General features: G+C 69.0%; 27 protein-coding genes and 2 pseudogenes. 14 read left to right on the top strand and 15 right to left on the bottom strand.

The genetic code is table 11. The features are described 5' to 3' along the window. Positions 1-79: 79 nt before the first annotated feature. The 9 genes and pseudogenes from ABT245_RS26700 to ABT245_RS26660 all read left to right on the top strand — a co-directional run. The gene (locus ABT245_RS26700; RefSeq protein ID WP_351737820.1) at positions 80-292 is read left to right on the top strand and encodes an NAD-binding protein; all 213 of its coding nucleotides are present in this window, start codon (positions 80-82) and stop codon (positions 290-292) included. Then, complete coding sequence (locus tag ABT245_RS26695) at positions 289-1035, top strand: cysteine hydrolase family protein (RefSeq protein WP_351737758.1); 747 nt, start codon at positions 289-291, stop codon at positions 1033-1035. Before ABT245_RS26700 ends, ABT245_RS26695 begins: the two co-directional genes overlap by 4 nt. After that, positions 1028-1804, top strand: coding sequence for an amidohydrolase family protein (locus tag ABT245_RS26690; RefSeq protein ID WP_351737756.1), 777 nt, complete (start codon positions 1028-1030; stop codon positions 1802-1804). Before ABT245_RS26695 ends, ABT245_RS26690 begins: the two co-directional genes overlap by 8 nt. Next, the gene (locus ABT245_RS26685) at positions 1795-2802 is read left to right on the top strand and encodes a Gfo/Idh/MocA family protein (RefSeq protein WP_351737754.1); all 1008 of its coding nucleotides are present in this window, start codon (positions 1795-1797) and stop codon (positions 2800-2802) included. Before ABT245_RS26690 ends, ABT245_RS26685 begins: the two co-directional genes overlap by 10 nt. A gap of 17 nt (positions 2803-2819) precedes the next feature. After that, positions 2820-4331, top strand: a complete 1512-nt coding sequence (locus ABT245_RS26680) for a hypothetical protein (RefSeq protein ID WP_351737752.1) — start codon at positions 2820-2822, stop codon at positions 4329-4331. Between the two features lie 489 nt (positions 4332-4820). Continuing rightward, positions 4821-5015: a hypothetical protein gene (locus tag ABT245_RS26675; RefSeq protein ID WP_351737750.1), complete on the top strand. Its 195-nt coding sequence runs from the start codon at positions 4821-4823 to the stop codon at positions 5013-5015. A gap of 209 nt (positions 5016-5224) precedes the next feature. Further along, positions 5225-5488, top strand: coding sequence for a hypothetical protein (locus ABT245_RS26670; RefSeq protein ID WP_351737748.1), 264 nt, complete (start codon positions 5225-5227; stop codon positions 5486-5488). Beyond that, complete coding sequence (locus tag ABT245_RS26665) at positions 5485-5871, top strand: PIN domain-containing protein (protein WP_351737746.1); 387 nt, start codon at positions 5485-5487, stop codon at positions 5869-5871. The genes ABT245_RS26670 and ABT245_RS26665 overlap by 4 nt, the downstream gene beginning before the upstream one ends. A gap of 86 nt (positions 5872-5957) precedes the next feature. Then, positions 5958-6251 (top strand): annotated as a pseudogene (locus ABT245_RS26660) (ISL3 family transposase); the annotation flags it as partial. Here ABT245_RS26660 and ABT245_RS26655 read toward each other — a convergent pair. The 6 genes from ABT245_RS26655 to ABT245_RS26630 all read right to left on the bottom strand — a co-directional run bounded on the left by ABT245_RS26655 (position 6170) and on the right by ABT245_RS26630 (position 12254). Continuing rightward, positions 6170-6553, bottom strand: coding sequence for an MFS transporter (locus tag ABT245_RS26655; RefSeq protein ID WP_351737817.1), 384 nt, complete (start codon positions 6551-6553; stop codon positions 6170-6172). The pseudogene ABT245_RS26660 and the gene ABT245_RS26655 sit on opposite strands and share 82 nt — an antisense overlap. Positions 6554-6878: 325 nt before the next feature. Beyond that, positions 6879-7559, bottom strand: coding sequence for a dihydroxyacetone kinase subunit DhaL (gene dhaL, locus ABT245_RS26650; RefSeq protein ID WP_351737744.1), 681 nt, complete (start codon positions 7557-7559; stop codon positions 6879-6881). A gap of 2 nt (positions 7560-7561) precedes the next feature. Further along, on the bottom strand, positions 7562-8560 hold the full coding sequence (locus tag ABT245_RS26645; RefSeq protein WP_351737742.1) for a dihydroxyacetone kinase subunit DhaK: 999 nt from the start codon (positions 8558-8560) through the stop codon (positions 7562-7564). A gap of 137 nt (positions 8561-8697) precedes the next feature. Then, positions 8698-9849 (bottom strand): N-methyl-L-tryptophan oxidase, encoded by a 1152-nt coding sequence (gene solA / locus ABT245_RS26640; RefSeq protein WP_351737740.1) that lies wholly within the window; start codon positions 9847-9849, stop codon positions 8698-8700. 2 nt (positions 9850-9851) lie between these two features. Beyond that, positions 9852-11192: an MFS transporter gene (locus ABT245_RS26635; protein WP_351737738.1), complete on the bottom strand. Its 1341-nt coding sequence runs from the start codon at positions 11190-11192 to the stop codon at positions 9852-9854. A gap of 147 nt (positions 11193-11339) precedes the next feature. Beyond that, the gene (locus ABT245_RS26630; RefSeq protein WP_351737736.1) at positions 11340-12254 is read right to left on the bottom strand and encodes a LysR substrate-binding domain-containing protein; all 915 of its coding nucleotides are present in this window, start codon (positions 12252-12254) and stop codon (positions 11340-11342) included. 267 nt (positions 12255-12521) lie between these two features. Here ABT245_RS26630 and ABT245_RS26625 point away from each other — a divergent pair, with 267 nt between their 5' ends. Continuing rightward, positions 12522-13427 (top strand): IS701 family transposase, encoded by a 906-nt coding sequence (locus ABT245_RS26625; protein ID WP_502982195.1) that lies wholly within the window; start codon positions 12522-12524, stop codon positions 13425-13427. Positions 13428-13534: 107 nt separating this feature from the next. Then, positions 13535-14275: a class I SAM-dependent methyltransferase gene (locus ABT245_RS26620; RefSeq protein ID WP_351737732.1), complete on the top strand. Its 741-nt coding sequence runs from the start codon at positions 13535-13537 to the stop codon at positions 14273-14275. 315 nt (positions 14276-14590) lie between these two features. Here ABT245_RS26620 and ABT245_RS26615 read toward each other — a convergent pair whose 3' ends face one another. Beyond that, complete coding sequence (locus ABT245_RS26615; RefSeq protein ID WP_351737730.1) at positions 14591-15169, bottom strand: dihydrofolate reductase family protein; 579 nt, start codon at positions 15167-15169, stop codon at positions 14591-14593. Between the two features lie 953 nt (positions 15170-16122). Between ABT245_RS26615 and ABT245_RS26610 the strand changes: the two genes are divergently transcribed. Then, positions 16123-17634: a carotenoid oxygenase family protein gene (locus tag ABT245_RS26610; RefSeq protein WP_351737728.1), complete on the top strand. Its 1512-nt coding sequence runs from the start codon at positions 16123-16125 to the stop codon at positions 17632-17634. Positions 17635-17720: 86 nt separating this feature from the next. Here the strand turns inward: ABT245_RS26610 and ABT245_RS26605 are convergent, their stop codons facing one another. After that, positions 17721-18488, bottom strand: a complete 768-nt coding sequence (locus tag ABT245_RS26605) for a TetR/AcrR family transcriptional regulator (RefSeq protein WP_351737726.1) — start codon at positions 18486-18488, stop codon at positions 17721-17723. 37 nt (positions 18489-18525) lie between these two features. Here ABT245_RS26605 and ABT245_RS26600 point away from each other — a divergent pair. Next, positions 18526-18815 (top strand): annotated as a pseudogene (locus tag ABT245_RS26600) (IS5/IS1182 family transposase); the annotation flags it as partial. A gap of 2 nt (positions 18816-18817) precedes the next feature. Here ABT245_RS26600 and ABT245_RS26595 read toward each other — a convergent pair. Continuing rightward, on the bottom strand, positions 18818-19276 hold the full coding sequence (locus ABT245_RS26595; protein WP_351737724.1) for a MarR family winged helix-turn-helix transcriptional regulator: 459 nt from the start codon (positions 19274-19276) through the stop codon (positions 18818-18820). 63 nt (positions 19277-19339) lie between these two features. On the opposite strand from ABT245_RS26595, the gene ABT245_RS26590 reads away from it, so the two are divergent. Next, positions 19340-19708: a VOC family protein gene (locus tag ABT245_RS26590; protein WP_351737722.1), complete on the top strand. Its 369-nt coding sequence runs from the start codon at positions 19340-19342 to the stop codon at positions 19706-19708. A gap of 769 nt (positions 19709-20477) precedes the next feature. On the opposite strand, the gene ABT245_RS26580 is transcribed toward ABT245_RS26590, so the two are convergent. From ABT245_RS26580 to ABT245_RS26555, 6 genes are all read right to left on the bottom strand, one after another. Next, positions 20478-21338 (bottom strand): amidohydrolase family protein, encoded by an 861-nt coding sequence (locus tag ABT245_RS26580; RefSeq protein ID WP_351737720.1) that lies wholly within the window; start codon positions 21336-21338, stop codon positions 20478-20480. Beyond that, entirely contained in the window at positions 21331-22344 is a 1014-nt protein-coding gene (locus ABT245_RS26575; protein ID WP_351737718.1) for an aldo/keto reductase, read from the bottom strand. The genes ABT245_RS26580 and ABT245_RS26575 overlap by 8 nt, the downstream gene beginning before the upstream one ends. Beyond that, complete coding sequence (locus ABT245_RS26570; protein ID WP_351737716.1) at positions 22341-23099, bottom strand: SDR family NAD(P)-dependent oxidoreductase; 759 nt, start codon at positions 23097-23099, stop codon at positions 22341-22343. The genes ABT245_RS26575 and ABT245_RS26570 overlap by 4 nt, the downstream gene beginning before the upstream one ends. Continuing rightward, positions 23096-24433, bottom strand: a complete 1338-nt coding sequence (locus ABT245_RS26565) for an enolase C-terminal domain-like protein (RefSeq protein ID WP_351737714.1) — start codon at positions 24431-24433, stop codon at positions 23096-23098. Before ABT245_RS26565 ends, ABT245_RS26570 begins: the two co-directional genes overlap by 4 nt. Further along, on the bottom strand, positions 24430-25281 hold the full coding sequence (locus ABT245_RS26560; RefSeq protein WP_351737712.1) for a fumarylacetoacetate hydrolase family protein: 852 nt from the start codon (positions 25279-25281) through the stop codon (positions 24430-24432). Before ABT245_RS26560 ends, ABT245_RS26565 begins: the two co-directional genes overlap by 4 nt. Positions 25282-25378: 97 nt before the next feature. Further along, positions 25379-25687, bottom strand: coding sequence for an L-rhamnose mutarotase (locus ABT245_RS26555; protein WP_351737710.1), 309 nt, complete (start codon positions 25685-25687; stop codon positions 25379-25381). Positions 25688-25696: the final 9 nt, after the last annotated feature.

The following is a 25696-nucleotide window of genomic DNA, read 5'->3' as shown; positions in this document are numbered from 1 at the left end:
GAACCGTTGCTGACAGCGCGCTCTTTGGTGAAGGACTTCCAGGGGCGCGGTTTCGGGGCCGCGAGGAACATCCGGCGACCTGGAACCCGGCTTCAAAGTGGCGCACCTGGCCAAGGACCTCGCACTCGCCCTCGACGAGGTCGGCGACGCCCGCCGCCTGGCCGGCACCACCCTGGTCCGCGACCTGTGCGAGGCGGTCGCCGCGGCGCTCGGCGGGGACCGGGGCACCCAGGCCCTCATCACCGAAACCCGGCCGGTAGGACCGGCCGTTCCCAGCGGAGGACCCCGATGACGCTGACCCTTCCCGGCCGCTACTACCGGATGTATCCGTCGTTCGAGAATCCGCTCGGGCACGCCGAGGAACAGCTGGAACTCGACCCGGACCGCACCGGATTCCTCATCGTGGACGCCTACGGCCGGGGCTTCGACGACGAGATCGGGGACACCGGTCTCGCCGGGATCTACGCGGCCGACCCCGTCGTCCGGGAGATCGTCCGGGAGCACATCGTCCCGGCCCGGGAGGCGGCGCGGCGGATCGGGCTCCCGGTCGTCTACCTCACCAACCATCTCTCGCCGGGGCTCGCGGAGAGTACGGAGTGGCGCAACCTCTCCCTACGCACCTGTGACGTGGATGTGTTGGAGGCGTGGCAGGAGCCCAACGACATCCTGGCGTTCTCCAAGGTGATCGCGCCCGGCCCGGGAGAGCCGCTGATCCGCAAGCAGATGTACAGCGGCTTCTACGAGACGACGCTCGATTCGACGCTGCGGGCGCGCGACATCAAGGATCTGGTGGTGGTCGGCTTCGACAGCCGGATCTGCCTCGGCAACACCGTCACCGAGGCGATGTACCGGGGCTACCGGGTCGTGGTGCTGCGTGACTGTGTCCGGACCTTCGAATATCCGGAGACCCGCCAGGGCGAACTCGCCAACCTGCTGGCGATCCGGTACATCGAGTCCAACGTCGGATACACCTCCACGTCGGCGGGGTTCGCGGCGGCGTGCGCGCGGACGGCGGACGCCCGGGTCGGTGACTGACCGCGTGATCGTCGACTGCCATGTACACGTGGGTCCGACCAGGTTCCGGCCTGTCGCCGCATACCTCGAAGCGATGACGCAGCACGGGATCGGGCACGCCGTGCTGGTGCAGCATCTGGGGGAGCCCGACAACGGCCACCTGGAACGCTGTGTCCAAGACCGACCCGGCCTGTTCGCGGGTGTCGGACTGGTCGATCCGGACGATGCGGCGGCGCCGAGCCGGCTCGACGCACTCGGCCGTCGCGGGGTGCTCGCCGGGGTCCGGCTCCCGGCTCGGGCCCGCGGTGACGTCTGGCGGGCGGCGGCGGAGCACCGCCTCGTCGCCAGCATCACCGGGCCGTTCTCCGACGTCGTCGACGACGAGGTCCTGGAGGTCGTCGACAAGCATCCCGATGTGCACTTCCGGTTCGAACACCTCGGTTGGCTGAGGCTGGCCGACGATCCCGTGCCGTATCCCGGGTTCAGTCGGTTCCTCCGGCTGGCCGAGCGGCCGAACACGTCCACGACGTGGTCGGGCTTCTTCCTCAACGCCGGTTCGCCGTACCCGTATCCGGATGCCGAGCCGTACCTGCGGATGGCGTTGGACGCCTTCGGAGCCGAACGCCTCATGTGGAGCGGTGATTGGAATCGGGCGGGCGGCACCGACGCCGACTACGCCCAGGCGGTCGGGCATGTCACCGAGCACGCGTCGTTCCTCACCGCCGAGGAGAGGAACTGGGTGCTGGGGCGCAGCGCGGCCACGATCTTCGGGAGGGACTCATGGGTGTAGACGGCAGCGGTGTGGACGGCAGCGGCCTGGGCGACATCGGCATCGGCATCATCGGGCTGGGCGCGATCGGGGCCTGCCACGCGCGGGCGATCCGCACGGTCGGCGGCCGGGTCGTGGCGGTGGCCGGACCGAAGCCCGCGGAGAACGCCGAGTTCGCCGCCGAACACGGCATTGCGCGCGCCTATGCGGAGACTGCGGCTCTCCTGGACGATGACGCGGTCAGTGCGGTCGTGGTCGCCGCGCCCAGCCCGGTGCACGCGTCGCTCACGATCGCGGCGCTACGGGCCGGGAAACATGTGCTCTGCGAGATCCCGGTCGGCGTGTCGCTGGCCGAGGCGGAGTCGGTGGCGCGGACCGCCGAGGAGACCGGCAGGATCGCCGCGTCGGCCCACACACTGCGCTTCTGGGCGCCGATGCTGGAGGTCCGCAGTCGGGTGGAGCGCGGCGAACTGCGGCTGCGCCATGTCATCGCGCGGTCGCTGCAACTGCGGCAGAGCGACGTCGGCTGGACCGGCAAGGTCCGGGACTGGACCGACAGCGTGCTGTGGCACCACGGCGCGCACCTCGTCGACACGGCACTGTGGCTGCTCGACGCCTCCGAGGCCGACGCGCACGGCCGATGCGGCCCCTCCTGGGCCGGCAACGGACGGCCGATGGACGTCGGTGCGCTGCTCGCGACCCCGGGCGGCGGCCTGGCCACGATCTCGCTGTCGTACCACTCCAGGAAAGCGGTCAGCGACTACGTGCTGATCGCCGAGGACCAAACCCTGCACATCGAAGACGGCCGCCTGTTCGGGTCCGACAAAGTGATCGTCGACTCTCCCGGCACCGCGGCCACCCAGGACGCGGCGATCGAGGCCCAGGACGCTGATTTCCTAGCCGCCGTCGCCGAGGGCCGGGTTCCGCGGTGCACGGCGGCAGACGTGCTGCCGGCCATGCGGGTGCTCGAGGCCTTGGAGATCGCATCACCGAACGAGAAGTGCGATCCACCCACCTGAGCAGAGAAGGAGCGCGTATGCACCGATTCATCTCCCGCCTCACGATGTGCCTCGCATTGATCGCCGTGTTCACCCTGGTCGGCCTCTCGCCCGCCTCCGCTGGCCCGCCTGCTGTCGGGAACACGATCGCCCTGTCCGACGGCACCGTGCTGCCGGTCTACAACGTGACCGGCAGCACGACCGTCAGCGCCGTCGGCTTCCGGATCACGGACGGCACCCTCACCGCGTACGACCAGTCCGGCACCTCACTGTGGAGCGTCGGCACCACCGGCTACGGCCCCTACGGCGGCTTCGACTACGACTCGGACGGCTGGCCCGACGTCTACGTCGTGATCCAGACCCCGAGCGGCACGAACTGCGGCAGCCAGCCGTGGCTCAACACGACGTTGTACTTCTTCAGCGGACGCACCGGGGCTTCACAGACGCCGCTGTCCCCGCTCGCGGACAAGTGCTGGACCTTCGACAGCACCACTTACCCGACACATCAGTGGACCGAGAACGGTGTGCTGTGGGGCGGGTCGTCGAACCAGATCGCGGTGTCCCCGTACTACGCCGACACCTCGTGGTTCCTCGGCTTCAACGGCACATCCTTCACCACGGACGGGGCGCTCTACTACCCGTCCACGTCGGCCTACGACAACACGTACCCCAACGCCCTGCCGAACACCTATGGGACGGGCACCAAGTACATCACCAACTCCCACGTGGCCAACGGTCTGATCACCGACGTGGGCGGCCAGAACCGACTGGTGGCCTGGACCTCGGGCCGAGTCATGCAATACGCGGTCGGCCCGCTGAACTCGGCGCAACTCGTGGCCGACCGGCCCTACCTCACCGGTGGGCGCACCGACATCGCCGGGCGCAACTACGGCGTCGTCGCAGTCGATCCGGGCAACCCCGACAAGGTCGCACTGATCGCCGGGACCAGCAACTACAACCTCTACAAGGACCGGCTCTCCGGCACCAGGAGCTACGACCCATGGGGCGGGATCGAGCGGCACGTCTCGATCTACAGCCTCGGCTCGAACACCGTTGACGACCGGTTCTACTCCTTCGCGCACGACAACGACGACGGCAACAAGTACGTGGACCGGGTGTCCTATCCGGCCAACCCGATCGTGCGCACCGGCGGCACGTCCCGGATCGCGTACAACGTCTTCGCCGGTGACGGGCATTGGTACCTGCACATCTCGGATCCGGGCGCCACCACCGACCGCTACTCCATCAAAGACCTGTTCCTCTGGGACATCGCCGACGTGGACGGCGACGGCACGGACGACTGGCTGGTCTCCCCGACCACCGGCTACTTCCCGAACTGGCAGACCACCATGTACCACTGGAACGAAGGAACCGCCTCGCTGACCAACTTCCGTACCGATGCCGGCCACATCCCCTACTTCAAGGAGACCTTCGGCCGCCGCACCGCCACCTCCAGCGACGGATACCTGACCCCCGCGCTGACCCAGAGGGTGGGCGGCGATCCGAAGCTCATGATGATCGACAGCTCAGGCGCGGTCTCGGCGCGCTGACCCTGCTCGGAGCCCGGACCGCCTTCGCGCGCCGGGCGGCGGCTCACCCCTCCCGCAGAGCCGGCCGCCGCCCGGCCCACTCAGCGCAAGGGCACAGCGTCAGCACATCGTCCAGGCCCGATGCCACCAAGTTGTGAGTGGGCTGCGGCTGTTCGAACGGGCCGTCTTCCCAGTCCGGACGATGTTCCATCGGTCACTCGGCGGAAGGCACCGGCTCACCGTGGCCGGGGCCACCGAGTCACTGACGCCCAGCACGTCCACCATCCGGTTCAGCCTGCCGCGTGCACGTGCCAGATGGGTCCGGGGCAGCCGGATCTCAGCGGTGGCCCGGGAAGCGTCCGCCACCCCGTAGGACAGGGCCGGCACCGGCATGCTGCTCAGCGTGGCGGCGACCCGGCCCGGTGCTCCGCGGCTGTCGCGGAGCGCCACGGTGAGCGTGCACGCCGCATCGTCCGGCTCCGGCCCTCCCGCAGGCGGCGAGGGGCCGCGGTGCCCGCCCACTCCGCGCCGAACGCGCAGGAGCCCGTAAGTGCGGGTTGGTCGTTCGGCGCCGGGTGGGGCAGCCGGGAACAACTGGACGTCACGCTGGTGGAATTCGAGCCGGTGGTGGAAGCCGGCATCGACGTCGCCCGTGACGCCGACGGCTGCACGGTGCGGGACCCCGGCCGACACACAACCGGCTGAGCGGCGCCCCTGTCCCCGGCCGCGGCCGCACCGCCCGTCCCTCCCCGATGACAAGCACCCACCCCCACCACCGACTACGGAAACAGAGCCGAACCTCCGGTCCCCGGTTCTGCACCGGTGCCCAGGTGCAAGCTCCCCGTCCGAGTGCAGATGCGGCGGAATATGAGACTCACTCCACCCACCCGTAAACATGGCCGTATACTCGGGTCATGTCTGATGCAATGATCCGGGTACCTGCCGAGGTGCGGGACCGTCTGGCAGTGATCGCGGAGTCACGAGGGACGTCGATCAGGTCACTCGTCCAGGAGTTCGCGGAGTCGACACTGACCGAGGAGGAGCGGCGGGAGCGAGCGGAGCGGACACGCGGCTATCTGGCAGAGCACTTCGGTGTCGAGGTGTCCGACGAGGAGAGCGCGGCCATGGGCGCACGGCTTCGTGAGGCGTTTACCCGCCGGCAGGGCGCGGCCGCGTGATCCTGCACCACCTCGTCCTTGATACACCGACGCTGGTGGCTCTGTCGGGGAACCGCCAGGTTTCCGCACTGATCCACCAAGCCCACTTCGAGGTGGAGACCCGCCTTTGGGTGCCGACGTTGTCCGTGCTGGAGGCAGATCGCGAGTACGTCGGGATCGCTGAGCACGTCGGGCAGTTGGAAGTCCTTCATACGCTGGACCTGGACTACCCGGCGATGCTGCTGGTCGCTCAGCTGCGCCGCGACGGTGTGCCCTCAGGGATCGCGGCCGCCATCCACGCCGCCCGGCACCTGCCCGGGTGGGGCACGGACGCCCTCGTCGCCTCGGTGGATCCGAAGGCGTACGAAGGGCACGCCGTGTCGGTCTTCGACCTCAATCGCTGAACGCGACCAGAGGCAAACGCGGGAGTGTCTGAACAACGGCTCTGGCCCGTAGCCGGTGGTGATGCCGCGTGGCGTGACCATGATCTCGCCCGCACGCCGACTGCTGGGCCACCCTCAACCCGCTCCGCCCCGGCCAAGTACGCGAGCAGACCACCCACGAACGCTGGAACAAGAACCACAACCTCCTCGGCCAGGGCGTCGGCCTGCTCGACTGCTCCCGCCGCCTCAACCTGGCCCGGAACACCGTCAAACGCTAAGCCCGCATACCCGAGCCTCAGGCCCCGCGCACCGCACCCACCTACCGGCCGCCCCTCATCGCTCCCTGTCGCGCCCATCTGCCCGCTCGTCGCCCGGCCGCCTTCGCCGCGGCGGCGGCACAGACGGCGAGGACGAACGGCCAGAAGCTGTCCGCCAGGACGAAGCAGGCCGTGGCCAGCGCCTGGACCACCAGGGTGGCCGCGTAGACACCCCGTGCTCCATGCCGGTCGGCCAGATGACCGACCGTGACGCCCAGGGCCAGTGCGAGAAGACCGGCGATGCCGAGCCCGAGCCCCACCTGGCCTGCCGGGAGATGAACCGCCTCGGTGAAGTACAGCACTCCGGCGGTGAGGTAGAGGCCGCTGCCGACTGTGTAGATGAAGTTCGAGGCCGCGAGGACGCGCTGCGGTCCGGTGTCCGGCATCAGGCGGGGCATAGACTCCACGTCCTCGACAGGAGGTAAGGGCCCGCCGCTTGTTGCATATTACTTGCAATAGCAAGAGAGTTGCCCCAGTAGCTGCCTTCGCTCGGCCTCCGTGCACCGGGGAGGGCTGAGCGAGCCCCGGGCACGGGGGCTTGGACGCGTTGCCGGCGGAGACCGGGAAGCTGCCGGCGGTGCGGCAGCTCGGAGGAGGCGGCCCGTGTATTTCCGCTCCACCTGATTTTCGTCCGGGCCGGACCCCCGGGCGGCGTCCGCTCCGCGGGTCCCGTCGTCGGCGAACTGCGCGCAGAGCAGCGTGCATGGACCGTCAGTCCGGCTCGGGCTCTGACCGAGCCTTCCCCAGGGCACCGATGACCACAGCGGTGGACACGGCGCCTGGGTCGGGTGTGCCGATCCCGCGTTCCCCCAGGTAGGAGGCGCGGCCTTTGCGTGCGACGCGCTTGCTGGTGGCCCCCGCTGCCTCGTCGGCGGCTGCGGTCGCGGCCACGCATGCTTCGGGGAGGGTGGACCCGGCCTGGTGCTGCTGTTGAAGGGCTCGTGCGGCGGGCAGCAGGGCGTCGAGCATGGTGTTGTCGCCTTCTCGCGCACCACCGATGTCGGAGACGGCTTCAGCGGCAGCGAACAGCGCGTCGGCGATGCTGCCCGCGCCGTGCGAGTGATCGTCCTCAAGGCTCTTGCCTGCCCGGCGCAGTGCCGTCGCCCACAGGGGGCCGGTCGTGCCTCCCATGACCTTGCGGAGTACGCCGGCGGCCTGAAGCAGTGCGGCCGCGGCACTCGATGGCGGACGGGCAGCGAGGTCATCCGCGATGGCTCGGAAACCGCGGTCCATGTTGACGCCGTGATCGGCGTCACCGCGGGCGGCGTCCAGCTCGGTCAGCCGAGGACACGCCTCGTGCAGATCGTCGGCCGCCAACGACAGCCACGTGACGATGAGTCGTGCGTCGATGGTGTCCGCAGCCGAGGTGCGGCCGGTGGTCCGGTCGGGCACTGTCAACTCCATTTCAGGGCAGGGGTGTTCACAGGGGCATCCCAGAGGGCCTTGCTCTCGTCGTCCAACCAGAGAAGCGAGATCGACGCGCCGGCCATGTCGAGGCTGGTGACATAGCTGCCGACGAGGTGGCGCACCGGGTTGAGGCCGTGACCGCGCAGTGCCGCGAGGACATCACCGTGCAGTGGGTACAGCTCGGTGTCGGGGCTGGCCCCCAGACCATTGGTGAACACCAGCACTTCGGATCCGCCCGGTGCGGAGAAGTCCTCTGTCAGCAGTTGTACGGCTTGGCGGGCGAGTTCGGCGGACGAAGGCAAGGGCTGCCGGCGCAGTCCCTTCTCACCGTGGATTCCGACGCCGAACTCGATCTCACCGTCGCCCAGTCGGAAGGTGGGCTTCCCGGCCATGGGTGTCGTGCAGGCAGAGAGGGCGAAGCCGATGCTGCGGGAACGCGCGATGACGTTCTGCGCGATGTCGGTGACCGCGCCGAGTGGCCGGCCCGCTTCCGCAGCCGCACCGGCGATCTTCTCCACGAAGACGGTGGCGGCGGTGCCCCGACGGCCCGGGCCGTCCGTGAAGGCCGGCAGTGCGGCGTCGTCGTCGACGACGACCATGGAGACGGAAATACCCTCATCCTCAAGGACCTCCGCGGCGACACGGAAGTTCAGTACGTCGCCGGTGTAGTTCTTGGCGATGAGCAGGACACCACCCCCGGCGTGAGCTGCGATTGCACCGCGGGCGACCTGGTGGGAGCTGGGGGAAGCGAAGATGTCACCCAGCACCGCCGCTGTCAGCATCCCCTCGCCCACGAAGCCCGAGTGGAGCGGTTCATGGCCCGATCCGCCGCCGGAGACCAGGGCGACGGTTCCCTTCGGAGGGGGAGCGGACCGCAGCACGACGCGGTTCTCGACGTCTGCGCGTATGTACCGGGCGTGAACCTCGGCGAACGCCGCCAGTGTCTCGTCGACCACACTTTGGGGCGAGTTCTGTATTTTCTTCATCGTCGCGGCCTGCCTGTCTGGGCTGCTGTGGTGTGGAGGCGGTGGCACGCGCTCCGTGGAGGCGGAGGTCGCGTGCCACCGGGGCCGTACGCCCACCGACAGTGGTCGGGTGAGCTGGGCGGTCGTGGAGGGAGCCGTCAGCCGGCAGCGGAACCCGCCGGGGAGGCAAGGAACCGCCGGGTCATCGAGGACGCGGTGTCTGTGACGAGTTCGGAGGCCAACTGCCCGATGGCGGGAGCCATCTTGAAGCCATGACCCGAGAAGCCTCCCAGAACCCAACTGCCGGAGGACTCCGGCCACGGTGCGATCACCGGGTCACCGGAGGGCGTGTAGCCGTCCATATACGTCGAGACACGTGTGGGCACGGGGTCCAGCCCGGACAGGTAGGTGGCGAGCGAGCAGCCGAGGGCACGGATGGCCGCGCCGTCGGCCCTGCGCTTGAGCGCGTCGGGGTCGTCGACCCGCTCCGAGGGCGCGAAGTCCGCCATGGTCTCGTGCAGTCCCGTCTTGACGGTGGCGCCGTCGATGCACGGGAAGCCGAAGACGAGACCGGAGGGAGTCTCCCGCAGGAAGACGGGGTGCCTCGACGGCGCATATGCGGCCGGTTCCGCGACGGGGTGCCAGGCGAGGTGCAGCCGGTGGGGAACGATCCGCTCGTACAGCCGGGGCATGAGCTGTGCTGCCCACGGTCCCACGGTCACGATGACCCGCTCGGTGACCCAGGAGCGGTCGTCGGCGTGGATGCGCACGCCGTCTGCGACAGGCTCCAGCCGCGTCACACGTGTCTGTGACACGATGCGCGCGCCACGTGCCCTGGCCGCCCGGGTCGCGGCGAGGATCGCTCGCTCCGGGCGCAGCACGCCCGCGGCCGGGTCGAGGACGGCGATGTCCTCGGGACCCACCAGATGCTGCGGATAGCTGCGGCGCAGCGCGTCGTTGTCGAGCACCTCGTGTGTGAGGTCGTGGTTCTTGCATCCCGCCAGGGCCTGAGACACCGCGTGGCTGTCAGGAGGCCCGATGGTGAGGCCACCGGTGAGGGTGAGGAGGTGTTCGTCGGCTTCCGCCTCCAGTTCCCGCCAGAGTTCCAGGGACCGCTGGAGCAAGGGGATGTAGGACGGTCCCTCGACATAGGCGGTGCGGAAGATCCGGGACTCCCCTCCGGAGGCGGACAGTTCATGTCCCACTTCGAACTGCTCGATACCGAGCACTGGTATGCCCTGCCGAGCGAGCTGCCACAGGGCCATCGAACCCATGGTGCCTACGCCGATGACGGCGGTGTGTGCGTCCATGTTCACCTCTTGGTGTCGAGACTGGGAATGGGGGTGCCGGCGTCCGGCCGCGGGGCGCTGTCCTGGGCATCGCTGGCGTCATGGAGGGCAAGGTCCTTGGTCTCCGGGGCCCACAGGGCCGAGGCCGCGGCGCCGAGCGCGAGTACCACCACGGCCAGCAGCATCGTGGGGCGCGTGCCCAGATGGGCGAGCGACAGAGGCAGAAGAAACGTTCCGGCGGCGGCGCCGACCCGGCTCATCGCGGCGGCGAATCCCACCCCGGTGGCCCGGATATGCGTCGGGAACAGCTCCGCCGGATAGACGTGGCAAAGGTTGCCCGCCGCCGAGATCACGGCCCCGTAGATGCTGAAGCACGCCGCGATGAGCACGGGCCACGGTGAGGCGAAGAGCCCGAGCGGCAGCAGACACAGGGCCATGAGGACAAAGGACCAGGTGGTGAATCCCCGGCGTGGCAGGCGGGCCACCAGGACGACGCCGACCACCCCACCGACCAACTGAAAGACGTTGAGCAGCAGTCCGCCCAGGAAACCGTTCCCCAGCCCGACGGAGGCGAGGACGGTGGGGGAGAAGGTGAAAATCGCGAAGTAAGGCAGGACCTGACAGAACCAGAAGATGGATGCGAAGGCGGTGCGGGTACGAAGCTGCCGGGAGAAAAGAAGCCGGAAACCGCCCTCCGATCGCTCCGCCGAAGGCGCCTCGCCCACATCGACATGAGTCCCGAAGTGCTTGTCGAGAACCTCGCGAGCCTCCCTGTGACGTCCGCACGAGGTGAGCCAACGGGGTGATTCCGGAGCTCCGAGGCGCATCAGCAACACGGCGATCGCCGGGACACCGCTGCTGGCGAGCATCCACCGCCAAGATCCGTCGCCGGCAAGATCGCGGAGTGCGTAACCGGTGACGAAGGCCGCGACAAACCCCACCGTCCATACGGCGTTGAGGGTGGCCAGGATTCCGCCGCGCTGACGGCGAGGCAGGAACTCGGACAACAGCGGCGCGGCAATGGCGTAGTCGATCCCCATGGCGATACCGAGCACGAGACGGATGGCGAACAGTTGCCACGGCTCGGTGGCCACAATGTGCAGCAGCGAGCAGCCGATGAAGAGCAGAAGGTCCGCCAGGAACATCACCTGCCGGCCGATTCTGTCTATGACAGGCCCGAACGCAAGGCTTCCGATGAACAAGCCGATCAGTGCGCTCGCGCCGATCAGACCCGACCAGATGTCATCCAGTCCGACCTGTGGAGCGTAGACGGCGAGCGCGATGCTCACAATACCCAGGATGTATCCGTCGCAGAACATGCCGCCGCTGGTGAACACGGCGATGCGGTAATGGATTCTGCTCATAGGCAGATCGTCCAGCGTTACGCGTTGCTCAGACCGCACGGTTTCTTCCTCCCCTGAGGTTGCCTGAAGTGGCGCCTCGACCATGCACGAAGATGAAACGGGAGGTTAGGAGATGATGTCCAATATCTGTCCTGACCGGTGCCATAGCTAGGGCGAATTGATCCCCGCACGCATCCGAGCGGTGGCGGTGGCCGCCAGGTCGGCGAGCGGGCCGAAGAAGGCCGAGGGGCGGTTCGCGCTCTGAGCGAGGCACAGGGTCGTCGTGGGAGCCGGCGGTTCGAGCGGCAGGTACCGCGTGCCGGGCAGACGCAGCGGGCTGACACATTCGGGCACCAACCCGATGCCAAGACCGCATGCCACCAATCCCAGAAGCACTTGGTCGTCCTCGGGTTGGTGGGTGATGCGCGGGCTGAAGCCGGCCGCCCGGCAGGCCGCGACGAGCGCGTCCACGTAGTTCGGACTGAGACGCCGCGGCAGGATGATCAGTTCCTCATGAGACAGCGCGCCGACGGGGACGCGTTGCAACGTGCTGAGCCGGTGGCCCTCGGGCACAACAGCGATGAACTCCTGCGTCTCGATGGTGATGAGGTCGAGGCCCTGAATGGAACTGCCGTCCGTACGGAGAATACCTATGTCGAGAGTGCCGTCGAGGAGATGCTTGACCTGGTCCGCCGGGTCGCTCGAGGACAGAAAGAGGATGACATTGGGATACAGATCACGGAAGGCTGGAATAATTGCCGGAAGTAGTTCCGAGAACCCTGAGGACACACTGGCAAGGCGTAGTGGTGCTCCCAGTTCCTTTCCGTGTACACCGGTGGCGATCTGCTGGAATTGCTGCACGTTCGCCAGGATTCTGCGCGCTTCGTTGAGCAGGACCTGACCGGCTTGGGTCACGGCGACCCGGCGAGATGTCCGCTCGAAAAGAACGACTCCCAACTCGTTCTCGAGCTGGGAGATCTGCTGACTCAGCGGAGGCTGTGATATGTGCAGTACTTTGGCGGCCGAAGTGAAGTTCAATTCCTCGGCGACAGTGACGAAGTACCGTAGGTGACGCAGTTCCATTGGCATGCCCTCCGGTGGTGAGACGCACGGTCCGCTGTGCGCCGCAGCCGACGCGGCACCGAGGCTACCTCGCACCCGACAAAAAGCGCTGCGGGCTTACGCATACTTCATTTACGGTGCATGGTTCATTACTGTGCGTGGCAGTGGACAAACGATGATCGTGCGGTGCCGCCGGCCATAGCGCGGGCCCCGCCCGCCGGCGGGCGATGTTCGAGCAGGCCATGGCCCGGATCGCGGGACGTTTCGGCCGAGTTGAACCCCGGGCGAGTGAACCGCTCCTGTCTGCTCGGGCTGCTGTCGCGTGCCGAGCGGAAGAACTGCCGGCAACTGGCCGAACAGGCCGGCCCGGCCCGGCCGGGGCCGATGCAGCGCCTGCTGCGCTACGCCCGCTGGGACGCCGACGCTGTCCGCGACGACATCCGTGCCTACGCCGTCGAACACCTCGGCACCGACTCCGGTGTGCTGAGGGTGGACGAGACCGGCTTCGTGAAGAAGGGCCTGACTCCGGCGGGCGTCCAGCGCCAGTACACCGGCACCGCGGGCCGCATCGAGAACTCCCAGGCCGGGGTCCTTCTCGCCTGTGCCAGCGGCCGGGGCCGGACGCTGATCGGCCGCAGGCTCTGCCTGCCCGGGCACTCCGGGTGCGCCGACGCCGAGCGCCGGCCCGCGGCGGGGACACCCGATGAGGCGCGGTTGCGGACCAAACTCCGCCTGACCCGGGAGATGATCGCCGCCGCGCTGGACGCCGGGGCGCAGGCACCGTGGGTGACCGGCGACGAAGCCTACGGACAGGACCCGCAGCTTCGTGCCGCCCTGGAGGCACGCGGGACCGGTTACGTGATGCCCGTCGCCTGCTCGACACGGGCACGGATCGACCACGGCCGTACCACCTTGGCGCCGACCCTGTCGCCGGCCGTCTGCCCGCCACCGCCTGGCAGCGGCACGGCGCAGGCAACCGCGCGAAGGGCCCGCGCCACTACGACCGGGCCCGGATCCACATCGGCACCGGCAGACACCACCACCCGCTCATCCGCCGCAACCACACCACCGGCGAACTCGCCGTCCACCTGCGCCGGTCACCCACCGAAGTGCCCCTGGCCGAACTCGTCCCCGTCGCCGGTGTCCGCAGGAGCCCCGAGGAGTGCTTCCAGGCCGCCAAGAGCCACGCCCTAGGGCTCGTCCGGCGGATCATGGGCCGAGCCAGGGCCGGACCGCGGTGAGGGCCGGGCAGTGCCCTGATCGTGTTGACCGCCCCCGGCAGGCAGTGCTGGAGTCGGCACGTGGACAGCATCCCCGCCAACCGGCGGCTCTGGAACCGGATCAGCAGCGCCTACCAGCACGAGCACGACCCGCAGATCGGCGCCGCACCCCGGCTGTGGGGCATGTACTCCATCCCCGACACGCACCTGCACGCCCTGGGCGACGTCACCGGCAAGCGCGTCCTCGAACTCGGCTGCGGCGCCGGCCAGTGGTCCAGGGCGCTCGCCGCCGAGGGCGCCACCGTGGTCGGGCTCGACCTGTCCGAAGCCCAACTCGCCGCAGCGGCCCGCGCGATGGGAGCGGCCTGCTACCCGCTGGTGCAAGGCGCCGCCGAACAACTCCCCTTCGCCGCCGACAGCTTCGACCTGGTGTTCTGCGACTTCGGTGGGCTCAGCTGGGCGCCCCCGCACCTGGCCGTCCCGCAGGCCGCACGCGTCTTGGGCCGAGGCGGGCGCCTGGTGTTCAACGTCGCCAGCCCATGGTTCGAAGCTTGCTACGACGAAGCCGCCAGCCGCGTGACCACGACGCTGCAGAAGGACTACTTCGGGCTGAACACCATCGCCGAGGACGACGGCGCGACCAGCTATCAGCTCACCTACGGCGACTGGGTCAAGGTCCTGCGCGGCGCGGGTCTCATCATCGACGACCTCATCGAGCCGCGGCCCGAACTCGGAACACCCAACGGCTACAACGAAACCGACCCACCCGACTGGGCACACCGCTGGCCGGCGGAACTGCTGTGGGTAACCCACAAACCGTAAGTTCCGCCGCGCCGAGACGTGAAGGCATCCCCTCGCCGGGCCGGCCTAGGCCACCACCAGGTCCGCACCGGACCTCATGGCACCGGCACATCACCCTCGCCGTGCTCGCCCTGGCCTTCCCGACCGCCCGCGCCGCCGACGAGGCCCCCGATCGGCCCGCGGCACGCACCACCTCGCCCGCAGCCGCGATCCGATCACGTCGACCGTCCCGGAGATCCGCCACCTGCTCGCCGCCGTCTTCCCGGGATCGGGAGGGCTCGTCGGGGTGCGTCGCGAAGGGCGAGTTGTGCATGGTGTGGTGCAAGGAGGAGGTGCTCAGCGGTGCAGGGTGGGTTGGTAGATGAGCTCCTGGGTGCGGCGGTCGAACGTCCGGCTCTCGATCAACTCAAGGTCGAAGTCGGCCGCGCCCGCGAAGATCGGGTAGGTCCCAGTCTGACCGCTGACCACCGGGAAGATCGTCACCTGGACGCGGTCGACCAGCCCGGCGGCCATCAACGCCCGGTTCATCGACAGGCTGCCGTGCGAGCGCAACGGCACCGCGGACTCCTTCTTGAGCCGGGCGACGACGTCGACGGCATCGCCGGCTGCGACGGTCGCGTCCGGCCATGCGCCGGGTCCTGCAAGCGTCGTCGACACCACTGTTGTCGGCATGCTGCGCATCCGAGAGTTCACCGGGTCGAGGTCGGCCACCGGGATCGGGCCCAGCAGCTTTGCGAACTGCCGGAAGGTGTTGGCTCCCAGCACCATCCGCTGCTCTTCGCTGATCACGGCAAGGCGGTTGTCAAGAAACTCAGGTCCTTGTTTGCTCCAGTAGCCGCCCCAGTCGCCGTCGGGGCCGTAGGAGCCGTAGCCGTCGAGGGTGGCAAAGACGTCCCAGGTGTAGATAGCGGTCATGATGCTCTCCTAGCGTGCGGTTGACGGCGCGTTGTGGATCTAGACGAGGCGACATAACGAAACTCATCGCACTCGGGCCCCTGGAATCGGGTCGGCTTCGATGCGGGGCGTGCCTCAGTTCCCGGGTGGGGTGGACCGTGTAGTCGCGACCGCTTGGGGCGCGTAGCGGAACAGGCGCGAGCTTCGTGCTCATTGTGGCGTCCAAACCCGTTGACCGCGAAGGTATCCCGTGCCCTGTGTTCCATCGTCCATGATCCCCGCGATCCTTGCGATGCTGGGTCCGCTCGACTCGACGGCGTCACTGACCTGCGCCCCTACCTGGCGGCGGTGCCCGACCCGCGGTTGCGGCGGGCCGCTGGTACTCACTGGCCTCGATCCTGGCCGTGTGCGTGGCCGCGACCCCTGCGGGCGCCACGACCATCGACGAGATCGCTGAACGGGGCGCACGCACCACCACGGCGCTGCTGGAAACCCTCGGCGTCCGCAGGCACCTGATGTGGTTCTGGATGATGGTCTGCTCCTGCGAACCGGCACGACTCCCGTTCTCAAGCACCGGTCAGACCGAGGTCACTGCCTTACGGACGGTCCGCCACGTCACACCATGCTTGCGCTCGACTCCCGCATCGACATTCCGTCGCGGTGGTCGCGCCGGATCGCCGGTTATAGCTCGGTCTTCGACATCTGCGGCATGATCTGCGCCGACACCGCCGTCGGCTGTGCCGACGCAGCCAGGGGCCGTGAAGGGAAGATCCTCGAACGACGAAGGCAGCCGGCGTGGAAGTGTTTCCTCAAGCGGCTTGAGACGACATTGGAGCCTGGGGGGTGGTGCCAGCGTCACCGCCGATTCGGGGCCTGGGCCGACTGCTTCGCGGGCGAGCGAGGAGGAGGGTTGCTCCCGTCACCTTGAGTCCGGCCGACGGAGCCGGGCACCGATAAGGGGGCGGGAAAGTATGATGGCCAGTCACACACGGCGGAGACTTCTCAAGGGGGCCGCGGTTGCGGCAGCGGGCAGTGTGGTTGGAAGCGGTCTCGGGCCTGGCTTCTTCACGGCTGCGGCGCAGGCGAGTGGTGTGGCCGAAAGGAGCGGCATGACCGGGGCGACTCCGTTCCTGGAAGGGGCGTTCGCGCCGGTCACCGAGGAGTTGACCGCCTTTGATCTCAGGGTGAGCGGGCGTATTCCGCGTGACCTGGACGGCCGTTACCTGCGTAACGGCCCGAATGCGCTGGGCCTTGAGGATGTCCGTGCCCACCACTGGATGCTCGGCGACGGAATGGTGCACGGGGTCCGGCTGCGCGGCGGGCGCGCGGAATGGTATCGCAACCGCTGGGTGCGGTCCTCGCAGGTGACGGCGAAGCTGGGGGACACGTACCCGGGTCAGGCACCACCGGACGACTTCGCGTGCAACACGCATGTGATCCCGTACAAGGGCCGCGTCCTGGCGCTGCAGGAAGGCGGGCCGCTGCCGTACGAACTGGACGGCGAACTCAACACCCTGCGCCCGTACGACTTCCGCTCCACTCTCCAGGGCGCCTTCACCGCGCACACCAAGTACGACGCGGCGGCCGACGAACTGCACGCGATCGCGTACTACCCCGCCTGGGACCATGTGCGGCACATCATGATCGACGGGGCCGGCAGGGTGGCGCGGGCCACACGGATTCCCGTCGCGGACGCGCCGATGATGCACGACTTCGCGCTCACCGGGACGTACGTGGTGATCGTGGACGTGCCGATCACCTTCGACGGTGCCGCCGCGGAGGCGGGCGCGATAGTGCCGTATGTGTGGAACGACGAACACCCCATGCGCATCGGGCTGTTGCCGCGCACCGGTGGCATCACACGCTGGTTCGAGATCGCCCCGGTGTACTACTCGCACACCCTCAACGCCTACGACCAGGGTGACACGGTCGTGCTGGAGTACACCGGGTTCCCCGCGCCGTTCTACGCCGCCGGCCGCGGTATGGGCGGACCCTCCGCGACCGGCGCCCCGACGCTCGACCGCTGGACGATCGATCCGCGCGCGGGCCGGGTCCGCGGCAGCCGGCTGGACGACCGTCCGCAGGAGTTCCCCCGCATCAATGAATCCCTGGTCTCACGCCGGCACCGCTACGCCTACACCGCGAGCGCCGCCGAGATGTGGCGCGCGTACGAGACCGTCGACGGCGTGCCGCCGGACGAGAAGTTCACCAACTGCCTGATGAAGCACGACATGCTGCGCGGCAGCAGGCAGCTGCACCGTTTCCCCGGGGGAGCGGCGGTCAGCGAGCCGGTGTTCGTGCCACGGCGCGGGGCGCGGGACGAGGACGACGGTTACGTTCTGTCGTATGTGAACGATCCCGACCGCGGCGCGACCGACCTGGTGATCCTCTCGGCCCAGGACTTCGGCGGTCACCCGCTGGCCCTGATTCACCTGCCCGGCCGGGTACCGCTGGGATTCCACGGCAGCTGGATCGCGGACGCCTGATGTCCTGCGCCGGTGGGCCCGCCACTGAGTCTGTTGGCGTGATGTCGTGGCTGGCCGGCGGTGGTTGGCGCGGTAGGCCGGTGGTATCAGGTATCCGCGAGGGGCGGGCTGACCGCGGGGCGGCGGGTGTTTCGCGAGAACACTCGGATGCCGGCGGCCGAGTTGTCCGCCTTGGAGCACGACAAAGGCGCGGTAGCCAGCCGCCCGACGGTTCCGCAGCGCGGCGGGCGCAGACTCTCCAGCGGAACGCCCAGGTAGAGGTCCCGGTGTGCACCGCCCCCGGAGCGCACCGCATGTTGCACACCACACAGCAAGCGGCGTACGTCCTCGGCGTCGACATCGTTTCTGATCGCGCCGGTCAGACGGGCGCGGTCCAGCAGGCCGGTGACCGCCTGGTCGAGTTCGGCCCCCATGCCCGAGGCCTGCGACCTGACGTCGCCCGCAGACTCCAGCACGGCCGCGAAGTCCGGGTCGTCGAGCATGCGGTCAAGCGCGAAGCGCAGCAGACGGCGCAGGCCCGCGAGCGGGTCTTCGGCGGCGACCGCCGCCTGCGCCTCTGCGATCAGTTCCCGAAAGCGTTCCTCCGAGAGCGCCTCGACCAGCGCATGACGGTTGGGGAAGTGCCGGTAGACCGTCCCGACCCCCACCCCGGCAAGCCGGGCGATGGCGTTCAGCTGCAGTGATCTGTCACCGGCAGCCAGTTGCTCGCGGGCGATCCGAAGGATCCGGGCGCGATTGCGCACCGCATCCGCCCGCTGCTCTGTCTCCTGCCCCGCCCTCGGTGTCACGGCCCCAGCATAAGCAGCCGACAGGCCGCAGCCGGAGCCGCCGCCGACCGAGGTGCACAGCCGCACACGGGAGTGTCCTCCTGGGGACCCTGCGCGCGACTGTCCGTCTCATTTGCTTCCATGCGACTTCCCGAACCACGGCACCGTCTACGCCCACTGCGCCGCCTGGCGTGACGAAGGAGCCCTCGCCCAACTCGACTACGACCTGACGGGACTGGCTCGCATGAAGGAGGGGCGCAAACTCGAACCGACCGCCTCCGTCATCGACACCCAGAGCGTGAAGACCTCCACCAAGGCCCCCTGATCAGCCAGGGAACGGATGCCGCGAAGAAGATCGCCGGCCGGAAACGAGGCATCCTCACCGACACGATCGGGCTCGTGCGCCGAGCAACGGGCTATGCGCCGCCGTTGCCGTCGCGCAGGGAACGAATCATGCTCTGCAGGATCCGGAACGCGCCTGACTGCTCGGTCTCGGTCATGCCGGCCAGCATTCTGACCTCGACGGACCGGACCGCTACAGACGCCTTCTCCAGGCTCCGTCGGCCGCGAGGCGTGAGCCGTGCGGGAAGAACCTTCCCGACGGGCGCCTCCGCGGGCCTGGTCACATAGCCCTCTCGTTCCAGGGTCTGGAGCAGCACGTTCATCGTCTGCCGTGTCACGAACGCGCCACGCGCGAGCTCGGAGTTCGACAAGCCCGGCCGTTGAGCCAGCAGTTCGAGGCAGGAGTAGTGCGTCACGCTCATCCCGAGTGGCCGCAGCACTTCCTCCATGGCTGCGCGCAGGGCGCTCGAAGCCTCTTTCAGCAGGTAGCCCAGTGATTTGTCCAGGTCGACGCCGGCACCGTTTTGACTCATGTCAGAAGTCTGACATACGTTGGTCCGTGTCAGGAATCTGACACGAAGAGAAGGAGCATCATCATGCCCGCCACCGGCCCCGACTTCATCTCGCTCCAAGTGCGCGACCTCGACGCTTCGCAGGCGTTCTACGAGCAGTACCTCGGCCTCGTCCGCTCGCAGGCCGGACCTCCGCACGCCGTCGTCTTCGAGACGAAGCCGATCGCGTTCGCACTCCGCGACGTGGTTCCCGGCACTGATCTCGCATCCGTTGCCCAGCCCGGCATCGGAGCCGCGATCTGGCTCCACGCCACCGACGTCCAGGCCATCCACGATGCTCTCGTCGCCGACGGTCACACCATCGTCTCCGCACCGTTCGACGGCCCCTTCGGCCGGACATTCACCTTCGCCGACCCCGACGGCTACCAAGCCACCCTCCACGACCGCGCCTGAGAAGCCACACGCCACCGACGATCAACGTTCCCCAGAAGACCGCCGGTTGCGCCCGGGACGCGAGCATCCGGACGACATTCATCGGCTCTTCGCATGTGACCGCGTAGACCGGTCTGGCGCGTCGGTGCCGGGGGTAGAGGTCGAGGTCTTCCGAGGACGAAAGTTCCCACACCGCTCTTCTGGAAGACCTCGCACGACGTGCGTGACGCTACTTTCTGCCCTGCTGATCTGACGACGCTCTGCCGGCTGGATGACCTCGGCTTGGAGATGCCGCCAACGCGTCCAGCAAGACACCTGTGGGCACCGCGGCCGGGTTGGTGATCCGCGCTACGGCCTCCGCGGAGTGCTGCGCGGTGCGGGCTTGCCCGTCTGGTCGTGGACAAGGTGAAGCCGAGGCGGGACGAGGAACAGCGCGGGCGCCGCAGCGGACGCCGAGATCACCAGCATCGTGGCCGGGATGGTCGCGCGTGCGGACAGCATCGACGACCTGGACATCCTGCGGCACATGCGATGCCGGCCCTGCTCGGCCGGATCTGTGCCCCCCTCCACGCTCGGCACGTTTTTGCGCGCGTTCACCCACGGCCACGCACCCCAACTCCACGCCGTACACCGCAGATTTCCGGCCGCGCCATCCTCACCGACGCCGACACAAGCCGGACCGCCGGCGGCGGGAACAACATGACACATGAGGTGGCATTGTTGTCGGCGGCGTCAGGGGCAACAGATCGCGAGGCCCCGGTCGGGGCCCCGCGACCTCACAACGTCGACGTCAGCAGGTGTGCAGGCGGTAGACGCGCTCTGCGTTCCCCCGGAACAGGGCATCCCGCTCGTGCGGACCGAGCCCGGCGGTGAGCTGATCGGTCACGCGTACGACCTCGGCGTAGTCGGCCTCCAGGGTCGACACCGGCCAGTCCGAACCGAAGAGCAGACGCTGAGGGGTGAAGGCCTCGAGCGCCAGGTCGACCCAGGGCCGCAGATCGTCGATCCGCCATGCCCCGGGGACTGCCTCGGTCAGGAGCCCGGACAGCTTGCACACGGTGTTGGGCAGCGCCGAGAGGAGGCGGAGGTCCGAGGCCCAGGGCTCGATCCGGCCGGACGCGATCGGCGGCTTGCCGAGGTGGTCGAGGACGAACGTCACACCGGTGAGCCCGGCGCACACGGCGACCGCTGCGGGCAGCTGGTGCGGTGTGACGACCAGGTCGTAGACGAGCCCGGCGGCGGCGACAGCGGTCAGGCCGCGTCGTACGTCGGCACGCAGCAGCCAGGCGGGGTCGCTCTCCTCTTGGACCTGGTGCCGGATGCCCACCAGGCGGTCGCCGCCGGGGAGTTCCCGCAGCCGGGCGAGCCGGTCGGCGATGTCGGGCGCCGTCAGGTCGACCCAGCCGACGACGCCGGCGACGAGGCTGTGCTCCGCCGCGAGCGACAGCAGCTCACGGGTCTCGTCGGGCACGCACACCGTCTGCACCACCACGGTGGCGTCCACACCGGCGGTCCGCGCCGGTGCCTCCAGGTCGGTGAGCGAGAACGAGCGGTTGAGGGGTTCCAGGGCCGGCCCCGTGATCCAGGGCTGCGGCCGGACAAGGAGGTCCCACAGGTGATGGTGCGCGTCGATGATCCGACGGTCAGTCATGGTTGCGTCCTAGCTGGGATACCGGGACCGGGATGTCTGGTGTGAGCAACCCTGCCTCCCGCAGGTCCTCCCACAGCGCGTCGGGCACGGGGCGGCCGAACATCGCGGCGGCGTCCCGCACCTCGGCGGCGTTGCGGGCACCGACGAGCACGCCCGCCACGGCCGGATGCCCGAAGGGGAACCGCAGCGCAGCGGCACGCAGCGGCACGTCGTGCCGACGGCAGAGCGCCTTGAGATCGAGGGCGCGCGCCAGCACCTCCGTCGGCGCGGCGGCGTAGTCGAAGGTGGCGCCGGGCTTCGGGTCTGCGAGCAGCCCGGAGTTGAAGACGCCGCCGATCACGACGCTGACGCCGCGCTGCTCGGCGAGCGGCAGCAGGTCGTCCAGGCCGCGCTGGTCCAGAAGGGTGTAGCGGCCGGCCAGCAGGACGGCGTCGACGTCGGTGTCGCGGACGAACCGGGCCAGCGCAGCGGACTGGTTCATCCCGACACCGACAGCACCGACCACCCCCTGCGCGCGCAGTTCCTCCAGAGCTGGACAGGCCTGGTCGATCGCTATGTCGAGATGGTCGTCCGGGTCGTGCAGATAGACGATGTCGATGCGATCGATGCCGAGCCGTTCGACACTGGCCTCGACGGACCGGCGCACACCGTCGGCGGTGAAGTCCCACACCCGCCGGTGGGTGGCCGGTACGGCGAAACCGTTGGGGAGGTCCGTTCCGTCCGTCCGGCCCAGTGGTTCAAGGAGTCGGCCCACCTTCGTCGAGAGGGTGTACTCCTGCCTCGGCCGGCCGCGCAGTGCGGCGCCGAGCCGCCGCTCGGACAGTCCGAGGCCGTAGTGGGGCGCGGTGTCGAAGTACCGGATGCCCGACTCCCAGGCGGCGGCCACCGCCCGCTCGGCCTCGGCATCGGACACTGCGGCGAACAGGTTCCCGATCCCGGCCGCGCCGAACGCCAGCTCGCTGATCCGTACCGCACTGCGACCCAGAGAGATATGACGGTGCGTCATATCTGTGCCGCCGGTCGAACGCGGAGGCCGGCCATGCCGCCGTCCACGGCGAGCGCGGTGCCCGTGGTGCCGGCGGCGGAGGGGGAGGCCAGGTAGGCGATCGCGGCGACCTCCTCGGCCAGGACCAGCCGGCCGGTGGGCTGACGTCCGTTCAGGGCAGCGCGTTCGGCGGCCGGGTCCTCGGCGGCGTCGAGGAGTCGGCCGACCCAGGGGGTGTCGACAGTGCCGGGGTTGACGCAGTTGACGCGGATGCCTTCGTGGACGTGGTCGGCGGCCATGGCGAGGGTCAGCGACAGTACGGCGCCTTTACTGGCGGAGTAGAGGGCACGTTGCGGAAGCCCGGCGGTGGCGGCGATGGAGCAGGTGTTGACGATCGAGGCGTTCTGGGACGCGCGCAGGTGGGGGAGGGCGGCCCGGGTGGTGCGGACGATGCCGACGACGTTGACGTCCAGGACGCGGTGCCACTGTTCGTCGGGGTTGTCGGCGACGGTGCCGGCCGCGCCGATGCCGGCGTTGTTGACCAGGATGTCGATCCCGCCGAGCGCATCGGCCGCGTCCGCGACGGCGCGCCGCACCGAGGCGGCGTCACCGACGTCGGCGGTGAACCCGGTGATCGGCGCTTTCACCGTGCTCGGGTCCAGGTCCAGGACGGCGACATGGGCACCTTGCTCGCCGAGCAGCGTGGCGGTGGCCAGACCGATGCCGGAGGCACCGCCCGTCACCAGGGCCTTGAGGTTGTCGAGTTCACGGGTCATGCGTGGCCCTTCAGATGGTTCGCGGACAGGTCGGCCTTCCAGAACTCGCCGTCCGGGTAGCGGTAGATGTCGATGGAGGACTGGCGCATGGTGGCGGAGAACCCTGGGGCGGAAGGCGCGCGGTAATGCCCGCCGTCGATCGTGGCCGGGTCGAGGAAGTGCTGATGGAGATGGTCGACGAACTCGATGACCCGGTCCTCGGCGGTGCCGGAGAGCGCGACGTAGTCGAACATCGACAGGTGCTGGACGAGTTCGCACAGCCCGACGCCACCGGCGTGCGGACACACCGGCACGTCGTGGGCCGCGGCGAGCACCAGGATGGCGAGGTTCTCGTTGACACCGCCGACCCGGGCAGCGTCGATCTGGACGACATCGACGGCATCCGCCTGCAGCAGCTGTTTGAAGACGATGCGGTTCTGCACGTGCTCGCCGGTGGCGACCTTGACCGGGCCAACGCCGCGGCGGATCGCCGCGTGTCCGAGGATGTCGTCCGGGCTGGTGGGCTCCTCGATCCAGTACGGGGCGAACTCGGCCAGCGCGTTGGTCCAGACGATCGCTTCGGCGACATCCCAACGCTGATTGGCGTCGATGGCCATCCGGGTGTCGGGGCCGATCGCGGCCCGGGCGGTGCGGCAGCGGCGGATGTCATCCTGCAGAGAGGCACCGACCTTCAGCTTGATCTGTGTGAAACCGTCGTCGACGGCCTGCTGTGCCAGACGGGTGAGCTTCTCGTCGGAGTAGCCGAGCCAGCCGGGCGAAGTGGTGTAGGCGGGGTACCCACGGCGACGCAGACGAGCTGCCCGCTCGGCGGCCCCTACCTTGCCGCGGCGCAGCAGTTCCAGCGCCCGCTCGGGCGTCAGGGCGTCGGAAATGTACCGAAAGTCGATCTGCGACACCAGCCACTCGGGCTCGGCGTCGGCGAGGAACTGCCACAGCGGCTTGCCTGCGCGCTTGGCGGCGAGGTCCCACACGGCGTTGAGCACCGCACCGATGGCCATGTGCATCACGCCCTTCTCGGGGCCGAGCCAGCGCAGTTGGCTGTCGCCGACCAGGTCGCGGGAGAGCGAGGCGGGGTCGGCGCACAACTCGGTGACGGACCGCCCGACCACGTGCGCGCGCAGAGTGTCCATGGCGGCGACCTGGACGTCGTTGCCGCGGCCGATGGTGAAGGTGAACCCGTGGCCCTCGTGGGAGGTGTCCGAGGTGCGCAGTATCACGTAGGCGGCGGAGTAGTCCGGGTCGGGGTTCATCGCGTCGGAGCCGTCCAGCTCACGCGAGGTGGGGAAGCGGATGTCGTAGGTGTCGAGCGCGGTGATCCGCGCGGTGTCCCTCACGCGTCCGCGAAGGTCTGGCGCTGGCTGCCGAGGCCGTCGATGGACAGCTCGACCGTGTCACCCGCGCGGAGGAACGGCTTGCCGGGCAGCCCGAGGGCGACGCCGGCGGGAGTGCCGGTGTTGATGACGTCGCCGGGGTTGAGCACCAGGTACTGGCTGAGGTACCAGATCAGGTAGGACACCTCGAAGATCATGTCCTTGGTGTCGCCGTCCTGGCGCACCTCGCCGTTGACGGACAGTTGGAGCCGGAGCGCCTGTGGGTCGGCGACCTCCGCGGTCGGGACCAGCCACGGACCCATGGGGTTGAAGGTCTCGCAGGACTTGCCGAGGTCCCACTGGGGCGAGAAGTCGAGCTGGAACTCGCGCTCGGACACGTCATGACTGATCGTGTAGCCCGCGATGCACGCCGCAGCGTCGGCTGGCCCGTCGAGGTAGCGGGCGGTACGGCCGATGACGACGGCCAGCTCAACCTCCCAGTCCGTCCGCGCGGACCGGCGCGGAATCAGCACCTGGTCGTAGGGGCCGACAACGGTCGCCGGGTCCTTCATGAACACCACCGGCCGGTCAGGGATGGCGGCACCGGTCTCCGCGGCGTGATCACGGTAGTTCAGGCCGACGCACACGATCTTGCCGGGCCGCGCGACGGGAGCGCCGATGCGCAGTCCCGTGGCGTCGAACTCGGACAGTCGCCCCTCGGCCAAGGCATCCCGGACGTCATCGAGGCCACCGGCGGCGAGGAACGGACCGTCGATGTCGGCCGTCAGTCCGGCCAGGGAGTAGGTCCGGCCCTCGTCGTCGAGGACGGACGGGGCCTCCTCGCCGGTATGGCCGATGCGCAGGAGCTTCATGAGGTACCTCTCAGGTAGGGGAGACGAGGTCTCCCAGCGCGCCACCGGGTGCGGGCGCCGGTCGGAAGTTCGGGAGGGGCAGCAGACAGACGGCTGCTCACTCCATGAGGAACACGGGCTCCATCTGTGCCCACCACTCGCCCGGGCGCGCTGTGGAAAGCCGGACCTGGCACGGGTCGGTGAGCTTCCACCACGCCTGGGTCACCGGATCGTCGGCCACCGCCGCCATGTCGGCGTCGAAGTCGGCGCCGTGGTACTCGAAATAGGAGAAGAGCAGTCCGGCGTGCTCGAAGATCGAGTAGTTCGCAACGCCGTGTGCCCGCAGCGTCTCCAGGACGCCGGGCCACGGGTCGGCGTGCAGAAGCCGGTACTCCTCCAGCTTCTCCGCCCGGACGTTGATGACCATGCCGTATCT

This window comes from Streptomyces sp. NPDC001508 (genome assembly GCF_040298665.1).
Classification (GTDB): Bacteria; Actinomycetota; Actinomycetes; order Streptomycetales; family Streptomycetaceae; genus Streptomyces.
This window is presented reverse-complemented; position numbering and strand designations above follow the sequence as displayed.

Coding starts and splice junctions, on each gene's coding strand:
- ABT245_RS26630 (WP_351737736.1), bottom strand. CDS start 12,254: ATGGAACTGCGTCACCTACGGTACTTCGTCACTGTCGCCGAGGAATTG.
- ABT245_RS26580 (WP_351737720.1), bottom strand. CDS start 21,338: ATGACTGACCGTCGGATCATCGACGCGCACCATCACCTGTGGGACCTC.
- ABT245_RS26570 (WP_351737716.1), bottom strand. CDS start 23,099: ATGACCCGTGAACTCGACAACCTCAAGGCCCTGGTGACGGGCGGTGCC.
- ABT245_RS26645 (WP_351737742.1), bottom strand. CDS start 8,560: ATGAAGAAAATACAGAACTCGCCCCAAAGTGTGGTCGACGAGACACTG.
- ABT245_RS26680 (WP_351737752.1), top strand. CDS start 2,820: ATGCACCGATTCATCTCCCGCCTCACGATGTGCCTCGCATTGATCGCC.
- ABT245_RS26555 (WP_351737710.1), bottom strand. CDS start 25,687: ATGGTCATCAACGTCCGGGCGGAGAAGCTGGAGGAGTACCGGCTTCTG.
- ABT245_RS26695 (WP_351737758.1), top strand. CDS start 289: ATGACGCTGACCCTTCCCGGCCGCTACTACCGGATGTATCCGTCGTTC.
- solA (WP_351737740.1), bottom strand. CDS start 9,849: ATGGACGCACACACCGCCGTCATCGGCGTAGGCACCATGGGTTCGATG.
- ABT245_RS26575 (WP_351737718.1), bottom strand. CDS start 22,344: ATGACGCACCGTCATATCTCTCTGGGTCGCAGTGCGGTACGGATCAGC.
- ABT245_RS26670 (WP_351737748.1), top strand. CDS start 5,225: ATGTCTGATGCAATGATCCGGGTACCTGCCGAGGTGCGGGACCGTCTG.
- ABT245_RS26655 (WP_351737817.1), bottom strand. CDS start 6,553: ATGCCGGACACCGGACCGCAGCGCGTCCTCGCGGCCTCGAACTTCATC.
- ABT245_RS26560 (WP_351737712.1), bottom strand. CDS start 25,281: ATGAAGCTCCTGCGCATCGGCCATACCGGCGAGGAGGCCCCGTCCGTC.
- ABT245_RS26590 (WP_351737722.1), top strand. CDS start 19,340: ATGCCCGCCACCGGCCCCGACTTCATCTCGCTCCAAGTGCGCGACCTC.
- ABT245_RS26685 (WP_351737754.1), top strand. CDS start 1,795: ATGGGTGTAGACGGCAGCGGTGTGGACGGCAGCGGCCTGGGCGACATC.
- ABT245_RS26610 (WP_351737728.1), top strand. CDS start 16,123: ATGGCCAGTCACACACGGCGGAGACTTCTCAAGGGGGCCGCGGTTGCG.
- ABT245_RS26635 (WP_351737738.1), bottom strand. CDS start 11,192: ATGAGCAGAATCCATTACCGCATCGCCGTGTTCACCAGCGGCGGCATG.
- ABT245_RS26595 (WP_351737724.1), bottom strand. CDS start 19,276: ATGAGTCAAAACGGTGCCGGCGTCGACCTGGACAAATCACTGGGCTAC.
- ABT245_RS26615 (WP_351737730.1), bottom strand. CDS start 15,169: ATGACCGCTATCTACACCTGGGACGTCTTTGCCACCCTCGACGGCTAC.